A 16,929-nucleotide genomic window follows, 5' to 3' on the forward strand; every position below is an offset into this window, starting at 1 on the left:
TAATAATTAAAAGGCGGGGATGAACGATGAATGAAGACTTATTTGGCCGTCAATTAACGGCTACACAATTGCCGCCGACTTTTGAACCAACAGATCCGCGAATCGTGTCGCGACCTGCAATGACGATCAGTGGCCGGTGGGTTCGTTGTGAACGATGCCATCAGCAACTTGAAAAAGTTCATGTGGCTTTGCCAGCAGGCGGTTACTATTGCCCAGGTTGCTTGGCCCTGGGGCGAATTACGAGTCGACAATCATTGTTGACAATTCCTGAGCCCAATGCATTTCCGCCACAAACGAACACACTGACGTGGGCGGGATCACTGACGCGATTACAACAAATTTGTGCGCAGGATGTTCAAAACGTCTTCGTCAAACGTCAGCGCCACTTATTATGGGCGGTCACGGGAGCAGGCAAAACTGAGATGCTGTTTTTGGGATTGGCAGACGCGCTAAAACGCGGTGACCGGGTGGCGGTTGCCTCACCGCGAGTAGACGTGTGTATTGAATTATTCCCACGGTTTCAACAAGCATTTAAAAACACGCCGATGATTTTGCTCCATGGTCAGCAAACCGAACCTTACCGATACTGCCAGTTTACTGTGTGTACGACGCATCAACTGCTTCGATTTTATCATGCTTTTGATGTTTTGGTGGTTGATGAAGTCGATGCCTTTCCGTTTGCACAAAACAAACAATTAATGTTTGCCGTCGATCAAGCCATTAAACCTAATGGTGCTTGCCTATACCTAACGGCCACACCGGGGACTGAACTGATGCACGCAGTGACTAGGCGGCAATTAACAATGAGTTACTTGCCGTTACGATTTCATGGTCATCTGCTTCCTGAAATTCAATGTCGAGGAGCGTGGCACTGGCGTGAGAAATTGCAACGTGGACGATTACCGGCAGGCCTGCAGGTTGCGGTTACAACCCGTCTGCGTCAGCACAAACGTTTTTTGTTGTTTGTTCCGCATGTGGCACAATTACCAGATGTTGCGGCAGCTATTGGACATTTTGCACCCAGAGCGTCGTTTGTCACTGTTCATGCGGCAGATGGAGAACGGGTTGAAAAAGTGGCTGCAATGCGTCAAAAGAAGGTGGATTTTTTAGTGACAACCACCATTTTAGAACGGGGAGTGACGTTTCCGGACATTGATGTATTGGTGCTGGGCGCTGATGATGCGGTGTTTTCCACGGCCGCATTAGTACAGATTGCCGGTCGAGCAGGCAGAAACGCTGCCGCACCGGATGGGAAAGTAATTTATTGGATTGAACAAACAACGCTTACGCTGCGACGGGCAATCCGTCAGATTCAAGTTGTGAACCAAAAGGGAAGGCGGTTACCGGAATGGCGTCATGTTTGATGTGTCAAAAGATGTTATCTAAGACCCTGACTATTCGTGAGTTATTAAGCTGGCGAAAAGTGACGGACGATGTTATTTGTGAAAATTGTAAGGCTACTTTTACTGTTATTCGTGAATCAAAAGCGTGTCCTCAATGTGGACGAAATCAGGAAAATCAGGAGATTTGTCAAGATTGCCAACGCTGGCATTTAATGCCGAATACATTGAAGATCAAAAACCGTGGTTTATTTCAATACACGCCGGCCATGCATGACTACATGCATCAGTATAAATTCAATGGTGATTTGAGATTAGCAAAGGCTTTCCAGCATGTTGTACAACTGGCAATTGAGGCGGCTCAAGTTGATGTTGTGATACCAGTACCAGTGTCAGACACAACGTTTGACCACCGCGGGTTTAATCAAACAGCTGAGTTATTGCAATTGGTTGGGAAAAATCGCCATTCTCCGGTTGTTTATCCTGCACTTAAAGTGGTGACACGTGACAAACAGCAGCAATCCAAGCAAGGACGAAAAGACCGAATGGATCGTACCCAACCGTTCGTAATTGATCCGAACTATGCAGAAAAATTGCACGGCAATAAAATTTTAATCTTTGATGATGTCTATACGACTGGCCGAACGCTACACTTTGCAGCACAGGCGTTGCAAACGGTTGAAGTCGCTTCAATGATAGGGTTTACATTAGCAAGATGACAGTCTTTAAGAGGGATATCCGTTGAGAGTTTGAAGCGGGTTGGTTATAATGAAACTACAGATAGAGATAGAGTGGTCCTATCGAAATCAATTCATGTTTGGATGGCGTCGTCCACATGTGAATCTAAAAGCCCCCGCATAGCGGGAACTTAGTTCGGAAGGGAGCGAAGTTTTATGTTAGATGTACAAACTCGTGGAGAAAACATCTCTGTAACCGATGCACTCAGGGACTACGTAGATAAAAAGGTGACTAAGATTGGTCGTTACCTAGAGCCAAATGTTAGCGCCATTGCGCATGCAAACTTGCGCGTTTATCCCAACAAGACCGCTAAAGCGGAAGTCACCATTCCATTGCCTTACTTAACATTACGGGCAGAGGAAACTTCTGATGACTTGTACAAGAGTATTGATACCATGTCAGATCGACTAGAGCGTCAAATTCGGAAGTACAAGACAAAGGTTAACCGGAAGTCCCGTGAAAAGGGCTACAAGGGCTTAGACTTCCGTCCAGATGAAGAGGCAACACCAACTCAGCCAGAAACACGGTTTGATGTTGTACGGACCAAGAGTTTGCAGTTGAAACCAATGGACAATGAAGAAGCAATTCTTCAGATGGATCTATTGGGACACGACTTCTTCATTTACCAGGACGCAGAGACGGATGAAGTAAATGTTGTCTATCGTCGTAATGACGGTCGTTATGGTTTACTTCAAGCTGGTTCAAACGACTAGTACCGTCACAATCATCGAATAACTTAATTTTGTTTTACCTTACCCACCGTTATGGACAGTATCCGCAACGGTGGGTTTTGTTTGGCTTTTTTCTGATTGGTTTGAGCTGAATGTGTTTGCAATGAGAAACTTAAATGATAGAATGAATACCTGATAGACTGCACTAGTTGCAACGTTTAACGCGTTTTTAGGGAAGGATAAAGTTACAACATGCCAAATGTATTAAAACGCTGGGTTGAATCTGATGCCCGGAAAGTTACGCGTTTAGGTCACACAGCCGATAAGGTGATGGCTTACGAAGATGAATACGCAAAATTAAGTGATGAAGATTTACAGGCTAAGACGCCTGAATTTAAAGAACGTTACAAAAAGGGTGAAAGTCTTGATGACTTATTACCTGAAGCATTTGCGGTAGCACGTGAAGGGGCCAAACGTGTTTTAGGTTTGTTCCCATTCCGCGTTCAAATTATGGGGGGCATCGTGCTCCATAATGGGGATATTGCTGAAATGAAAACCGGTGAAGGGAAGACGTTGACGGCAACCATGCCGGTTTACCTTAACGCCTTGACTGGTGATGGTGTTCACGTTGTTACGGTTAACGAATACCTGTCAGAACGTGATGCTACTGAAATGGGTGAACTGTATAACTGGCTTGGTCTGAGCGTTGGGATTAACGGCTCTGAGAAGTCAGCTGAAGAAAAGCGGGAAGCCTACAATGCTGATATTACCTATTCAACCAATGGTGAAATTGGGTTCGATTATTTGCGTGACAACATGGTTGTTTACAAAGAGGACCAAGTGCAACGTGGCTTAAACTTCGCCATCATTGATGAAGTTGACTCCATTTTGATTGATGAGTCACGGACGCCATTGATTATTTCAGGTGGTTCAGCTGGTAATACGAATTTGTACGAACGTGCTGATCGGTTTGCTAAAACGCTGCGTGAAAAGAGTGATTATAAGGTTGACCTGGAATCCAAGACGGTTTCGTTAACGGATGAAGGAAACCGTAAAGCAGAAGAATACTTCGGCTTGGATAATCTGTACGACACCGAAAACACAGCTTTAACTCACCATTTGGATCAAGCTTTACGTGCTAACTACATCATGTTTAACAACAAGGACTATGTGGTTCAAGACGGCGAAGTTCAGATCGTGGATTCATTTACTGGTCGAATTATGGAAGGCCGTCGTTTCTCAGATGGTTTGCATCAGGCTCTGGAAGCTAAAGAGCATGTGGACATTCAAGAAGAAACCAAGACAATGGCCAACATCACGTATCAGAACTTATTCCGGATGTATAACAAACTTTCAGGGATGACCGGGACAGCCAAGACGGAACAGGAAGAATTCCGTGAGATTTACAACATGGAAGTTATTTCAATTCCAACCAACCGGCCGGTTATTCGTAAGGATGAGCCTGATTTACTGTACCCAAGTTTGAAGAGTAAGTTTAACGCGGTTATTAACGAGATTGTTAAGCTTCACAAAAAGGGTCAACCCATGTTAATTGGGACGGTGGCCGTTGAAACTTCTGAATACTTGTCACATCAATTGGATCAGTTGGGCATTCCCCATAATGTTTTGAATGCTAAAAATCACGCGCGTGAAGCCGAAATTATCATGAATGCTGGTCAAAAGGGTGCCGTAACGATTGCTACCAACATGGCCGGTCGTGGAACGGATATCAAGCTCGGACCTGGTGTTAAGGAAGTTGGCGGACTAGCCGTTATTGGGACTGAACGTCATGAGTCACGACGGATTGATAATCAGCTTCGTGGCCGTTCCGGTCGTCAAGGTGACCCTGGTTTTTCACAATTCTATCTGTCACTGGAAGATGACTTAATGTTACGGTTCGGTTCAGATCGAGTTAAGGCTATCTTGCAACGGATGAATGTGGAAGATGACGACGCGGTAATTAAGAGTCGACTCATTACACGTCAGGTTGAATCAGCCCAGAAACGTGTTGAAGGGAACAACTACGACTCACGTAAAAATGTTCTGCAATATGATGATGTTATGCGTGAGCAACGTGAAGTTATTTATAAGCAACGGCAATTAGTTATCAATGAGCCTGATGATCTTAAGTGGGTGATCATGCCGATGATTGAACGAACGGTTAACCGGATTGTTGACATGCATACTAATGGTGACCAAAAGAAGTGGGAACTTGACAGTATTGTCGACTTTGCCCGTTCAGCAATGGTTAATGATGATGCGATTTCAGAGGATGATTTAAAAGGTAAGTCTGCTGATGAAATCAAGTCATATCTAATGGATCAAGCCGAAACTGTTTACAAGGACAAGCAAAAGCAACTTTATGATCCTAGTCAAATGCTCGAATTTGAAAAGGTGGTTGTGTTGCGTTGTGTGGACTCTCACTGGACAGATCACATTGATACGTTGGATCAACTACGGCAGTCCATTCAATTACGTGGTTATGGTCAGTTGAACCCGTTGATTGAATATCAAAGTAATGCGTTTACCATGTTTGAAGAAATGATTTCCGATATTGAATACGACGCAACCCGTCTGTTCATGAAGAGTGAAATTCGTCAAAATATGGAACGGTAATAATTAACAACACTTAGAAGGACTGTCTCACCTTGTTTACAGGTATGACAGTCCTTCATTCATTAATTACACAAAGATAAGGAGTGAGCATATGGAATTAGCAGATGCACGCCAACGTTTGGCCGATATGCAACAACAAATCACGAACTTTAGGGGGTCACTTTGACCTCGATGTCTTGAACCAAAGCATTGCTGAAAACGAGGCACGAATGGCTGAACCAGATTTTTGGAATGATAACGTGGCCGCCCAACAAGTTATTGACGACAACAATGCACTAAAGGCAAAGCACGACACATTTATGGAGCTCGACCAGGCTGTAGAGGACCTTGCAGTGACGATTGAGTTATTGGAAGAAGACGATGATCCTGAAATGGCAGCTCAGTTAGATGAAGAAATGGCCATCACTGCCAAAAAGTTGCAGTCATACCGGCTGACACAGCTATTGGATCAGCCATATGATGGTAATAATGCCATTTTAGAAATTCATCCCGGTGCTGGTGGTACGGAATCACAAGATTGGGGCCAAAACCTCATGCGGATGTACACACGGTGGGCTGAACAACATCAATTCAATGTCGATATTGTCGACTACCAAGCAGGTGACACTGCCGGCTTAAACAGCGCAACATTGCTCATTAGTGGAACAAATGCATATGGCTATTTACGGAGTGAAAAAGGCGTTCATCGATTTGTGCGGATCTCACCATTTGATTCAGCCGGTCGGCGACACACCTCGTTTGTTAGTGTTGACGTTATGCCAGAATTGGATGATTCCGTTCAGGTTGATCTGAATCCTGACGATATCAAGATGGAAGTTTTCCGTTCAAGTGGTGCTGGTGGTCAGCACATTAATAAGACGTCGTCAGCCGTGCGTTTGATCCATATTCCCACAGGGATTGTTGTTTCCTCACAGGCGCAGCGGTCTCAGTTTCAAAACAAGGCCACTGCAATGGCCATGTTAAAGGCCAAGTTATATGAACGTGAGGAGCAAAAAAAGGCCGAAGAAAAGGCAAAGCTGGAGGGGACTCAACTTGAAATTGGTTGGGGATCACAAATTCGCTCTTACGTTTTCCAGCCTTACACGATGGTGAAGGATCACCGAACAGATTATGAAACGGGTAACGCCCAAGCGGTGCTCGATGGCGATCTTGATCCATTTATCGATGCTTATTTACAATGGAATCTGAAACAGAAAAATCCTGATTAGACGGAATGCAAACGCGTTTGTTGTGATGCCTGTCAAACGTCGTGTTTGTGAGACGACTTCAAAGTTTAATATGATATACTGCACCTGACATTTGACGCAGACATTGAGAATTTGGAGAGGAAATAGCCATGAAACGAGTTCTGGTGGTCGATGATGAACCGAGTATTGTAACGTTGCTACAGTACAATCTCGAACAAGCAGGATATGCGGTCGAGATTGCCACAGATGGTCCAAAAGCCTTAGCAAAGATTCGCGAAGGCGGTTACTTTTGTGTGCTACTAGATTTAATGTTGCCAGAGTTAGATGGTATTGAAGTGACAAAACAGGTTCGTCGAGATGGTATTCAAACACCGATTGTTATCGTCACGGCCAAGGGTGAAGAATTTGACCGGGTGTTTGGTCTCGAAATTGGCGCGGATGATTATATTACCAAGCCATTTTCACCACGCGAAGTGTTGGCGCGTATTAAGGCGGTCACGCGCCGTAGTGAGCGGACAGCGGTCACTCAGAAAGAACCTGATCGACTGGTTCAAGTTGGCGCGTTAACTATTGATGAAGACCGTTTGCAGGTCAAACGGGATGACAAGCCGATTGCATTGACGCCCAAAGAATTTGAACTGTTAGATTATTTTGCTGAACGGCAGGGCAGAGTGTTGGATCGCGATACGTTATTGAATGGTGTTTGGGGGTTCAACTACGCAGGTGATAGTCGCATGGTCGATATGCATGTCAGTCATCTGCGGGAAAAGATTGAACCCGATCCCAAACATCCACAGTATTTAAAAACTGTTCGTGGCTTCGGCTATCAATTTGGTGAATAGCGTATGAGAACTTTAGGCAGACGTTTAATATTTATTGCAGGTGTCGTCAATTTAGGACTATTGTTTTTGCTAATCGGCGTTATTGGTCACGTTTCAGAATCACGTTTAAAAATGGTCGTCGTGGTCACTGTTTTTGGCGCAATGGTTTTAGAAACATTTATTATTGCATGGTTAATTGCCAACCAGCAACGTGTGGTCAGTGATTTGACAACGCAAGTCTTACGGTTGAGCTCTCCCAAGGATGCACGACGGATTATTTTACCCGACAATCATGCTTATGCCGATTTGGCCCAGGCAATCAACATGGCTGCTGACGAATTACGTCATCAGAGCCACGTTTTCCAACGTCAGGAAAATGAACTCGATAATTTACTTGAGTATTTACCAGTGGGTGTTATTGTGATTGATCGGCATCGGATGACACAATTATTGAATCCGATGGCAGCGCAGTTGCTAGAAATCAATACGGACCCGCAAGCACATTTGTATACGACAGATGTGCGGCAGTATGACTTAATGACTCAAATTGAAACGACAATGCGCGATCACAATAATATAAGGCAAACATTGACGTTACACTTACCAACATCGCCTAGAACACTTGAGGTTTCAACCATCTATACGGAACCGCGGCCGAATCATCAGCAAGTGCTCGTTTTGCTGTACGATCTTACGGAAGTCACTCAAATCGAGCAGATGCAGTTAGATTTCGTTTCCAATGCCTCACATGAGTTGAAAACGCCGTTAACAGCCATTGCCGGTTTTACGGAAACATTGTTGGCGGGAGCTAAAGATGATCCAGAAAAGCGGGATGAGTTTCTTAAAATTATTGACGAACAAGCTCATCAATTGATGGACTTAATTGAAGATGTTTTATCTGTGTCACGTTTACAGAATCCTGTGAGCCAGACAGCCACGTTAACTAAAGTTGATTTGCACAAGCTAGTTGATCGACAGCTAACGTTACAAGCTCAGTCTATTCAGCGAAGTGCTTTAAAGGTCACTAATCAGGCTCCAGAAGAAACAATGGTAGAGACAGATGTTACCAAGTTAGAACAAATCATTAAGAATTTGATCTCTAATGCAGTTAAATATAATCGTCCCGGTGGTGAGATTCACATTATGTTTACCGCAACTTCTCTGCATGGGTGGCAACTCAGTGTTCAGGACACTGGCTATGGTATCGCAGAAGAACAACAAGGCCGAATTTTTGAACGCTTTTACCGAGGGGATCCATCCCGGACAAAACAACGTGTTCCGGGTACTGGCCTGGGATTGGCGATTGCCCAGGAGTTGGCGACCCTATTAAAGGGGGAAGTAAGCGTTAAGAGTCAGCTAGATGTCGGGACGACCATGACAATTAGTTTTCCTAAATAACTAGCATTAAATAATCATTTGAAAACAGCGTTTGCGCTAGCATACAGTCATTGAAAAAGACTGATGCTGGGGCAAACGCTGTTTTTGTAAACGTCTTTACACAACCTTTACATACTGACCAAGAGTCCTTTACATCAATTCGATACACTGAGTATATCCAAAAGCGTGATGCGCAGACTTCTGGGCGACAGATGCACGTTTAAAAGAGTGATGCCGAAGTTTGGCATCTTAGGAGGAACAACATGAACAAACGACGCATTGCAGGTGTGGCCTTGTTCTTGATTGCCGTTGGCGGACTATTGGGACTTGGTTACCAAACACGTAACCGTTCTTCAGCAGGCGGCTCAATTACAACGGTGGGATCTACCGCGTTGCAACCACTGGTTGAAGCAGCTGGTGAACAATTCAGTGGTGATCATCTCGGCGTTTTTATTAATGTTCAGGGTGGTGGTTCAGGAACCGGATTGAGTCAAATCCAAGAGGGAGCTGTCGCAATTGGTAACTCGGACGTTTTCGCCGAAGAGCAGTCAGGCATTCATTCACATAATCTAGTTGACCATCGTGTTGCCGTTGTTGGCATTGTTCCGATTATCAATAAGGAAGTTGGGCTAAAAACGTTAACAACAGCGCAATTACAAAAGGTTTTCGATGGTACGTATACAAACTGGCGAGAACTTGGTGGCAAAAATGTCCCAATTACGATTGTGAACCGAGCCCAAGGATCTGGTACGCGGGCGACGTTTGAAAAATGGGCGTTACGCGGGCACCGCGTGAAAACAGCACAAGAGCAGGATTCATCTGGTATGGTGAGATCCATTGTCAGCACAACACCTGGGGCCATTAGTTATGTCGCGTTTTCTTACGCTAATAAAACAGTTCAAAAGGTGGCAATCAATGGTGTGGCGCCGACAAATCAAAACGTCACGTCTAACAAGTGGCAAGTTTGGTCGTACGAACATATGTATACGAATGGTCGTCCTACAGGCGTCGCAAAATCATTTTTAAACTACATTGAATCACCAAAAATTCAGTCAACACTAGTACGACAGTTAGGTTATATCAGTATTTCTCAAATGCATGTAGAACGAGATGTAAAAGGTCGGGTTACGGTGATTCGTTAGTTAGGAATGAAGGAGAGCAAACGGCATGGATAAGATAAAAGAGAAGTTGCAACAAACATCGCAGGCGACGCGCAGTGAACGACGAGGCCGCTTTATCAGTTTCCTAGCGCTAATTTTAATTCTGGTGGTTGTGATTGCTATCTTTTGGTTTGTGGCTGCTAAGGGGTTAGCGACATTCTTCCAAAATCACATCAACGTGTGGGATTTTTTAAGCGGGAAAACATGGGATCCGTCTGTCAAAGGTGCTAATGGAAGGCCCGAAGTCGGCGCGTTGCCAATGATTGTTGGATCGTTTTTAATTACGTTGTTGTCGGCGCTAGTGGCGACACCATTTGCTATTGGAACGGCGGTGTTTATGAATGAAATTGCCCCGCGCAACGGGGCCAAGATTTTGCAGCCTGTTACTGAACTGCTGGTAGGAATTCCCTCAGTTGTTTACGGATTTATCGGGTTGTCAGTCGTTGTCCCATTTGTCCGCCACGTGTTTGGCGGCAGTGGTTTTGGGATTCTATCAGGGACTTTTGTCCTATTCGTAATGATTTTGCCTACTGTTACCTCGATGACGGCTGATACACTCAAGTCAGTACCGCGTTATTACAGGGAAGCTTCTTTAGCACTAGGCGCTACTCGCTGGCAAACAATCCATAAGGTAGTTCTCCGTGCGGCGACACCTGGTATTTTAACGGCGATTGTTTTTGGAATGGCCCGGGCGTTTGGTGAGGCACTTGCTGTTCAGATGGTAGTTGGTAACGCGACATTGCTACCGCATAACTTAGTTTCACCATCCTCCACGTTGACTTCTGTCTTGACGGAAGGAATCGGTAACACGGTTATGGGCAGCTTGCAAAACAATGCTTTGTGGTCATTAGCATTAGTTCTGTTGATCATGTCTTTGTTCTTTAACGTCATCATTCGGATTATTGGACGGAAAGGGGAACTCCGCTAATGAATGCAAAAACGGCAGACAAAATTGCAACAGCAGTGTTTTACGCCATTGCGGGTTCGGTCATCTTAATTCTAGCTTTTCTACTTGGATACATTTTGATTTCAGGCTTTCCCAAACTGACGTGGCAATTTTTGACAACACCTGCGAAGGCCTTTACGGCCGGCGGAGGGATTGGCATTCAATTATTTAATTCATTCTATTTATTACTTTTGGCTATGTTGATCTCGTTTCCAATTGCACTTGGGGCCGGTATTTACCTCAACGAATATGCCAAACAAAACTGGCTGACAACGATTATTCGGACGGCTATTGAAATTCTGAGTTCCTTGCCATCAGTAGTGGTTGGTCTGTTTGGTTTCTTACTCTTCGTTGTCCACATGAAAATGGGCTTTTCAATTTTATCAGGTGCCTTGGCCTTGACGTTTTTCAACCTCCCGTTGCTGACCCGAAGCATTGAAGGTTCGTTAGCTGCCATTCCTAATCTTCAACGGGAAGCTGGATTGGCTTTGGGGTTGTCACGCTGGGAGACAGTTACCCACGTTATCTTGCCCGCGGCAGTTCCCAGCATCCTGACTGGTGTTATTCTCAGTGCTGGCCGTGTATTCGGTGAGGCGGCTGCTTTGATTTACACATCAGGACAGTCGGCACCAGCACTAAACTTTGGCGACTGGAACCCATTCAATATTTCGAGTCCGCTAAACCCGATGCGTCCGGCCGAAACTTTGGCGGTACACATTTGGAAAATCAATTCGGAAGGCATTATGCCGGACGCGAGTGCAGTTTCCGCAGGTTCTTCGGCCGTTCTGGTTCTAGCAGTACTGTTATTTAACTTCTTGGCGCGCTGGCTTGGTCGTCGCTTATATCATCGATTAACGTCCGCAACCAACTAAAACACGTACGAAGGGAGTCTGAGTATGAGCGAAAAGATCAATGCATCGGCAGATGCACCATTACGTAATATTTATCATTTTGATGAAGCAACGCATGAAATTGCATTATCCACACATAACTTGCACGTGTTTTATGGTGATAACGAAGCACTAACAGAGGGTGACTTACAATTTGAACGCTATAAAATTACTGCTCTTATTGGTGCATCCGGGTCTGGTAAATCCACTTTTTTACGCTCGCTTAATCGCATGAATGACGGAATAGCAAGAGTAGAGGGCGAAATTCGTTACCGTGATTTGGACATTAATAGTAATCAAATTGATGTTTATGAAATGCGTCGTCATATCGGGATGGTGTTTCAGCGGCCAAATCCGTTTGCCAAATCCATTTACGATAATATTACCTTTGCTTTGAAACAACGCGGTGTCAGGAACAAACAGCGCCTCGATGAAATCGTAGAAACATCGTTACGCCAAGCTGCTATGTGGGATCAGGTCAAAGATGAACTTCATCAAAGCGCACTTGCTTTATCCGGTGGACAGCAACAACGATTATGTATTGCCCGTGCCATCGCGATGGAACCCGACATTCTTTTGCTGGATGAACCGGCTAGTGCACTGGATCCCGTTGCCACTTCACAGATTGAAGACACGTTGCTACAGCTTAAGGAAAAATATACCATCATTATTGTGACGCACAATATGCAGCAGGCCGCGCGAATTAGCGACTATACCGCTTTCTTTCACCTCGGTAAGGTGCTGGAATACGACGAAGCCCGCAAAATTTTTACCCGTCCCAAAGTCGCAATCACAAATGACTATATTTCAGGTAACTTTGGTTAAAATGGGGAGGCTCAGTGTAATGGCACTACCGATAATGTCTACGGATAACTTACACTTGTTCTACGGGAAAAAGGAAGCGTTAAAAGGAATCAACCTCGATTTCCAAGAAAAAGGGATTACTGCGCTCATTGGCCCCTCAGGATGTGGTAAATCAACTTTTCTGCGTTGTTTAAACCGAATGAATGATTTGATTGATGACGTGACCATTACGGGTAACGTGATGTTTAAGAATCAAAATGTTTATGCGCCGGATACAGATATCGTGGCTCTTCGTAAGGAGGTTGGCATGGTTTTTCAACAACCTAACCCGTTTCCATTTTCAATTTATGAGAATGTGATTTATGGATTGCGATTGGCCGGCGTGCGTGATAAACAAGTTCTTGATGAAGCGGTTGAACGTAGTTTACGTCAGGCGGCCATTTGGGATGAAGTGAAGGATGACTTGCACAAAAATGCACTGGCTTTATCCGGTGGACAGCAGCAACGTGTTTGTATCGCAAGAGTCCTGGCCGTTTCACCGGATGTTTTATTACTAGATGAGCCGACCAGCGCGCTTGACCCAGTTTCTAGTCATGTGATTGAAGAAACTTTGTTGCAATTACGGTATGATTACACTGTGATTACGGTGACACATAATCTTCAACAGGCATCGCGAATTGCAGACCGAACTGCTTTTTTCCTTCAAGGGGAACTGATTGAAGTAAGCGATACTAAAAAAATGTTTATGGATCCTCAGAAACAGCAAACACAAGATTATATTTCCGGTCGTTTCGGCTAACCGAAACCGCTTTAGCAAACATTGAAAAAGGAGTTGGCATTATGCGACGGTTGTTTGATGATGAACTGAATGATTTGGATACTAGTTTTACAGAAATGGGCATGCTTGTTTCTGAGGCGATTGGGAAAGCCGTGACTTCATTTGTCAATCATGATCGAACGCTCGCCCAGTCAGTCATTGATGACGATCATCTAATCAATGATCGTGAAGTCGCACTGGAAAAGAAATCATTTGAAATGATTGCCTTGTATCAGCCGGTGACGACAGACCTAAGGGAAATCGTGACAATTTTGAAGGCCGTTTCTGACTTGGAACGAATGGGGGATTACGCGCGCAGTATTGCGCATTCAACGATTCGAGTCAAAGGGAACAAGCGAGTTGCCTCGACGGAACAACATATTTCAGAGATGGGCGCTATCGTTCAACAAATGGTGGCCGATGTACTAGATGCCTATGTAAAAGATGATGATGGACGTGCCCGCAAGATTGCTGCAGTGGATGCACAGGCTGCGGACTATTATCAGTTAATTTATATGGAAAGTATCGATCAGATGCGGCAAGACCCCGAAGTTGTGATTGGCAGTACAGACTACCTGTCCGTGGCACAGTTCTTAAAGCGCATTGGCGATTACGTGACCAACATTTGCGAATGGATTGTTTACCTTCAGACAGGGAAAATTGTTGAATTAAATCCGCGGAATGTCGATTCAGGAACGGAAAATAAATAGTTGAACTAGTAATGAATTGATTAAGGGCAGCTTGTCACATTTGAGTGAATTCGCGTGTTTTCAGGAACGTGAAGAAACGATAATGAGGGTAAGCTGTTTTAGTGTTTATTAAAGGCTTTTGAAAAATTGGTCACGGTGCGCCGTTTGCGATAAAATTAGGACATTCAGGTAACACAACAGAAAGCGAGGTAAACCTGCTTGAGCAAACGAAAATTGACAAAGTCAGCAACGGATCGTTGGATTGGTGGCGTATTCGGTGGCATTGGTGAGTATTTGCACATTAATCCAACAATTTTGCGAATAGCTTATATTATTTTGGCTATTGCGATTCCGCCTCACTGGTTGATATCGTTGTTGGCGGTGGTTCTGTATGGCGTTTTGCTGTGGTTTTTACCAAATGACCATCAGCAGAGTGATGCATCATTTTTTAACTTATTTGGTGACTTATTTAGTGGTCAGAGTGCCTCACAATCCTCTCGATCACGATCACGCAAACAAATCCATGCCGAAGAACGTGACGTGCATGAAAATAAAGGGGATAAACAATAAAAATGAAGTTTTGGCAACGGATTATTGTCGATGCACTATTATTTATGGCGATTGCCGGATTTTTCCGCAATAGTTTTGCGGTTTCTAGTGTGTGGTACGCGTTGGTCGCCAGTTTAGTGTTGGCGATTTTAAATGCGGCCATTAAGCCGATCTTGGTGGTATTATCATTACCAATAACATTTTTAACGTTAGGGCTGTTTTCAATTGTCATAAACGCACTGATGTTGGAACTGACAAGTTTCTTCGTTGGCGCACAGAATTTCCACATTGCCAACTTTGGTATGGCAATGTTGGCAGCGATTATTATGTCCATCTGTAACGCCGTCATTTCTGGGTATTTTAGTAAAGAGTGATGATAGAAGAGTGATGCCGAAGCTCGGGAAGGTTCGAGCAACAACGTAGAGATATATTTAAGGAGGAGTATTCGTGGCAGACAGTGTAACGATACGGGAGCTGGTAGAGAATACCAGGTTAACCGTCTATTATGGTAAAGAGTATCTGGACGATCGCCGCATTACGACACCGGACATCTCACGTCCGGGTTTGGAAATGACCGGTTATTTTAACTATTATCCACCGGAACGCATTCAGTTACTGGGGATTACAGAAACGTCATTTTCTAAAAAGATGAGTCATGAGGAGTTACTCATGATTATGAGGAAGATGGCAGATCCTCAAACGCCTTGTTTTGTTGTGTCAACTGGAATTGAACCACCGGCAGAACTGATTCAGGCGGCAACGGAGCAACATATTCCTGTGTTGGGGTCCAAACAAACGTCATCGCGAATTCTTTCAAATATGTCGATTTACTTAAGTGGCGTATTGGCAAAACGGCAATCGATTCACGGTGTGTTAGTTGATATTTATGGCCTTGGGGTTCTTATTACTGGTGACTCAGGTGTTGGTAAATCTGAAACGGCCTTGGAACTTATCCGTCGTGGACACCGGCTGATTGCGGACGACCGGGTTGATGTTTATCAACAGGATGAACAAACATTAGTTGGTGAGGCGCCAAAGATTTTAAACCACTTAATGGAAATCCGTGGGATTGGTATTATTGACGTGATGAATTTGTTTGGTGCTGGCGCAGTCAGAAGTCAGGCTAAGATTCAACTGATTGTCCATTTGCAAAACTGGACGCCTGATGCTCAATTTGATCGTTTGGGCAACGCAGATGATGAGCGCCAAATCTTCGACGTTCAGGTACCGATGATTTCAATTCCGGTTAAGACAGGTCGTAACTTAGCCATCATTATTGAATCTGCCGCGATGAACTTCCGTGCTCGCTCTATGGGGTATGATGCGACAAAGACATTCGACGATAATTTAAACAGTTTGATTCAGGAAAACTCCAAACGTGATGAAGCTGCTGAGGCAGCAAATGAAGCAAAGACGACCGATGATAGTACATCGGCCACTAAGGGTAAGGATTAAAGCATGGCGTTTACTTCACTTGTTGGGGCATTGAACCCAATCGCACTGCATTTAGGACCCATTGAGGTTCATTGGTATGGCGTCATTATTACCACCGGTGTTTTCATTGCGTTATGGTTGTCTGTTCGTGAAGCCCGTAGACGTCAGATCAATCCTGATGATCTATATGATTTCTTGCTCTGGGCATTACCGGTTGCGCTGATTTCTGCGCGTATCTATTATGTTGTTTTTCAATGGTCTTATTATCAACATCATTTAGATCAGATCATTGCCATCTGGGATGGTGGTATTGCGATTTATGGTTCACTCATTGGTGCCATTATTGTGGTGATTCTATTTACCAGCTGGCGTAAAATTCCGACATTTCTGTTTCTGGACGTATTAGCACCGACCGTGATTATGGCGCAAGGGATTGGTCGATGGGGCAACTTTATGAACCAAGAGGCTTTTGGTAAAATAACCACGTTGGCACATCTGCATGCCTTGCATTTACCACAGTTTATCATCACACAAATGAACATTGGCGGCGTTTATCGTACACCGACATTCCTGTATGAATCCGTATGGGACATCGCCGGTTTTATCTTTCTGTTAGCTACGCGTCACATTAAGGGGTTGTATTTGCGTGGCGAGGTGTTCTTTATTTATGTAGCATGGTATGCGTTTGGTCGGTTTTTCGTGGAAGGTATGCGGACTGATAGCTTAATGTTAGGCCCAGCACGCGTATCACAATGGCTGTCCGTTGTTCTCTTTGTTGGTGCTTGGGTGTGGTTGATTATTCGGCGTCGACAGCATAATGTACCATCTTATTTATCAGGAATGACGGTTACAAAGAAATAACTCATGTTCGCAATAAATTGAGGAGAAAC

17 protein-coding genes are annotated in these 16,929 nt (G+C 44.4%); all 17 read left to right on the plus strand.

Features of this window, described 5'->3' with window-relative positions; all coding sequences use genetic code 11:
• Window positions 1-26: 26 nt before the first annotated feature.
• The 17 genes from LDK34_RS03320 to lgt all read left to right on the plus strand — a co-directional run bounded on the left by LDK34_RS03320 (window position 27) and on the right by lgt (window position 16,900).
• Complete coding sequence (locus LDK34_RS03320) at window positions 27-1,364, plus strand: ATP-dependent helicase ComFA (protein ID WP_178942927.1); 1,338 nt, start codon at window positions 27-29, stop codon at window positions 1,362-1,364.
• A complete protein-coding gene (locus tag LDK34_RS03325) occupies window positions 1,349-2,059 on the plus strand; it encodes a ComFC family protein (protein WP_178942926.1) in 711 nt (236 codons plus the stop codon). The genes LDK34_RS03320 and LDK34_RS03325 overlap by 16 nt, the downstream gene beginning before the upstream one ends.
• A 174-nt stretch (window positions 2,060-2,233) precedes the next feature.
• Complete coding sequence (gene hpf / locus LDK34_RS03330) at window positions 2,234-2,791, plus strand: ribosome hibernation-promoting factor, HPF/YfiA family (protein ID WP_017262149.1); 558 nt, start codon at window positions 2,234-2,236, stop codon at window positions 2,789-2,791.
• A 210-nt stretch (window positions 2,792-3,001) separates the two neighbouring features.
• Entirely contained in the window at window positions 3,002-5,365 is a 2,364-nt protein-coding gene (gene secA / locus LDK34_RS03335) for a preprotein translocase subunit SecA (RefSeq protein WP_178942925.1), read from the plus strand.
• Between the two features lie 91 nt (window positions 5,366-5,456).
• Window positions 5,457-6,573 (plus strand): peptide chain release factor 2 gene (gene prfB, locus LDK34_RS03340; RefSeq protein WP_178942924.1). Its coding sequence is split into 2 segments (ribosomal slippage): window positions 5,457-5,528 and window positions 5,530-6,573, totalling 1,116 coding nucleotides; the frame shifts between segments, so codons are not numbered across the junction.
• A 128-nt stretch (window positions 6,574-6,701) separates the two neighbouring features.
• Window positions 6,702-7,394: a response regulator transcription factor gene (locus LDK34_RS03345; protein WP_178942923.1), complete on the plus strand. Its 693-nt coding sequence runs from the start codon at window positions 6,702-6,704 to the stop codon at window positions 7,392-7,394.
• 3 nt (window positions 7,395-7,397) lie between these two features.
• Window positions 7,398-8,771: a sensor histidine kinase gene (locus LDK34_RS03350; protein ID WP_178942922.1), complete on the plus strand. Its 1,374-nt coding sequence runs from the start codon at window positions 7,398-7,400 to the stop codon at window positions 8,769-8,771.
• Window positions 8,772-9,013: 242 nt separating this feature from the next.
• Window positions 9,014-9,892, plus strand: coding sequence for a phosphate ABC transporter substrate-binding protein PstS family protein (locus tag LDK34_RS03355; RefSeq protein ID WP_178942921.1), 879 nt, complete (start codon window positions 9,014-9,016; stop codon window positions 9,890-9,892).
• Window positions 9,893-9,917: 25 nt separating this feature from the next.
• The gene (gene pstC, locus LDK34_RS03360; protein ID WP_178942920.1) at window positions 9,918-10,838 is read left to right on the plus strand and encodes a phosphate ABC transporter permease subunit PstC; all 921 of its coding nucleotides are present in this window, start codon (window positions 9,918-9,920) and stop codon (window positions 10,836-10,838) included.
• Window positions 10,838-11,728: a phosphate ABC transporter permease PstA gene (pstA, locus tag LDK34_RS03365; protein ID WP_017262156.1), complete on the plus strand. Its 891-nt coding sequence runs from the start codon at window positions 10,838-10,840 to the stop codon at window positions 11,726-11,728. Before pstC ends, pstA begins: the two co-directional genes overlap by 1 nt.
• 24 nt (window positions 11,729-11,752) lie before the next feature.
• Window positions 11,753-12,571 carry a phosphate ABC transporter ATP-binding protein PstB gene (gene pstB / locus LDK34_RS03370; protein WP_225439110.1) on the plus strand — a complete coding sequence of 273 codons (819 nt, stop codon included), beginning with the start codon at window positions 11,753-11,755 and terminating at the stop codon, window positions 12,569-12,571.
• Window positions 12,572-12,590: 19 nt separating this feature from the next.
• Window positions 12,591-13,349: a phosphate ABC transporter ATP-binding protein PstB gene (pstB, locus tag LDK34_RS03375; protein WP_161001603.1), complete on the plus strand. Its 759-nt coding sequence runs from the start codon at window positions 12,591-12,593 to the stop codon at window positions 13,347-13,349.
• A 41-nt stretch (window positions 13,350-13,390) separates the two neighbouring features.
• Complete coding sequence (phoU, locus tag LDK34_RS03380; protein WP_161004534.1) at window positions 13,391-14,077, plus strand: phosphate signaling complex protein PhoU; 687 nt, start codon at window positions 13,391-13,393, stop codon at window positions 14,075-14,077.
• Window positions 14,078-14,275: 198 nt separating this feature from the next.
• Complete coding sequence (locus tag LDK34_RS03385) at window positions 14,276-14,626, plus strand: PspC domain-containing protein (RefSeq protein WP_178942918.1); 351 nt, start codon at window positions 14,276-14,278, stop codon at window positions 14,624-14,626.
• A 2-nt stretch (window positions 14,627-14,628) separates the two neighbouring features.
• Window positions 14,629-14,979, plus strand: a complete 351-nt coding sequence (locus LDK34_RS03390) for a phage holin family protein (RefSeq protein WP_017262161.1) — start codon at window positions 14,629-14,631, stop codon at window positions 14,977-14,979.
• Between the two features lie 73 nt (window positions 14,980-15,052).
• A complete protein-coding gene (gene hprK / locus LDK34_RS03395) occupies window positions 15,053-16,060 on the plus strand; it encodes an HPr(Ser) kinase/phosphatase (RefSeq protein WP_236941476.1) in 1,008 nt (335 codons plus the stop codon).
• A gap of 3 nt (window positions 16,061-16,063) precedes the next feature.
• Window positions 16,064-16,900 carry a prolipoprotein diacylglyceryl transferase gene (lgt, locus tag LDK34_RS03400; protein WP_178942916.1) on the plus strand — a complete coding sequence of 279 codons (837 nt, stop codon included), beginning with the start codon at window positions 16,064-16,066 and terminating at the stop codon, window positions 16,898-16,900.
• The last annotated feature ends 29 nt before the right edge of the window (window positions 16,901-16,929 follow it).

The sequence above is a fragment of the Furfurilactobacillus milii genome, from assembly GCF_021654115.1.
GTDB classification, from domain to species: domain Bacteria; phylum Bacillota; class Bacilli; order Lactobacillales; family Lactobacillaceae; genus Furfurilactobacillus; species Furfurilactobacillus milii.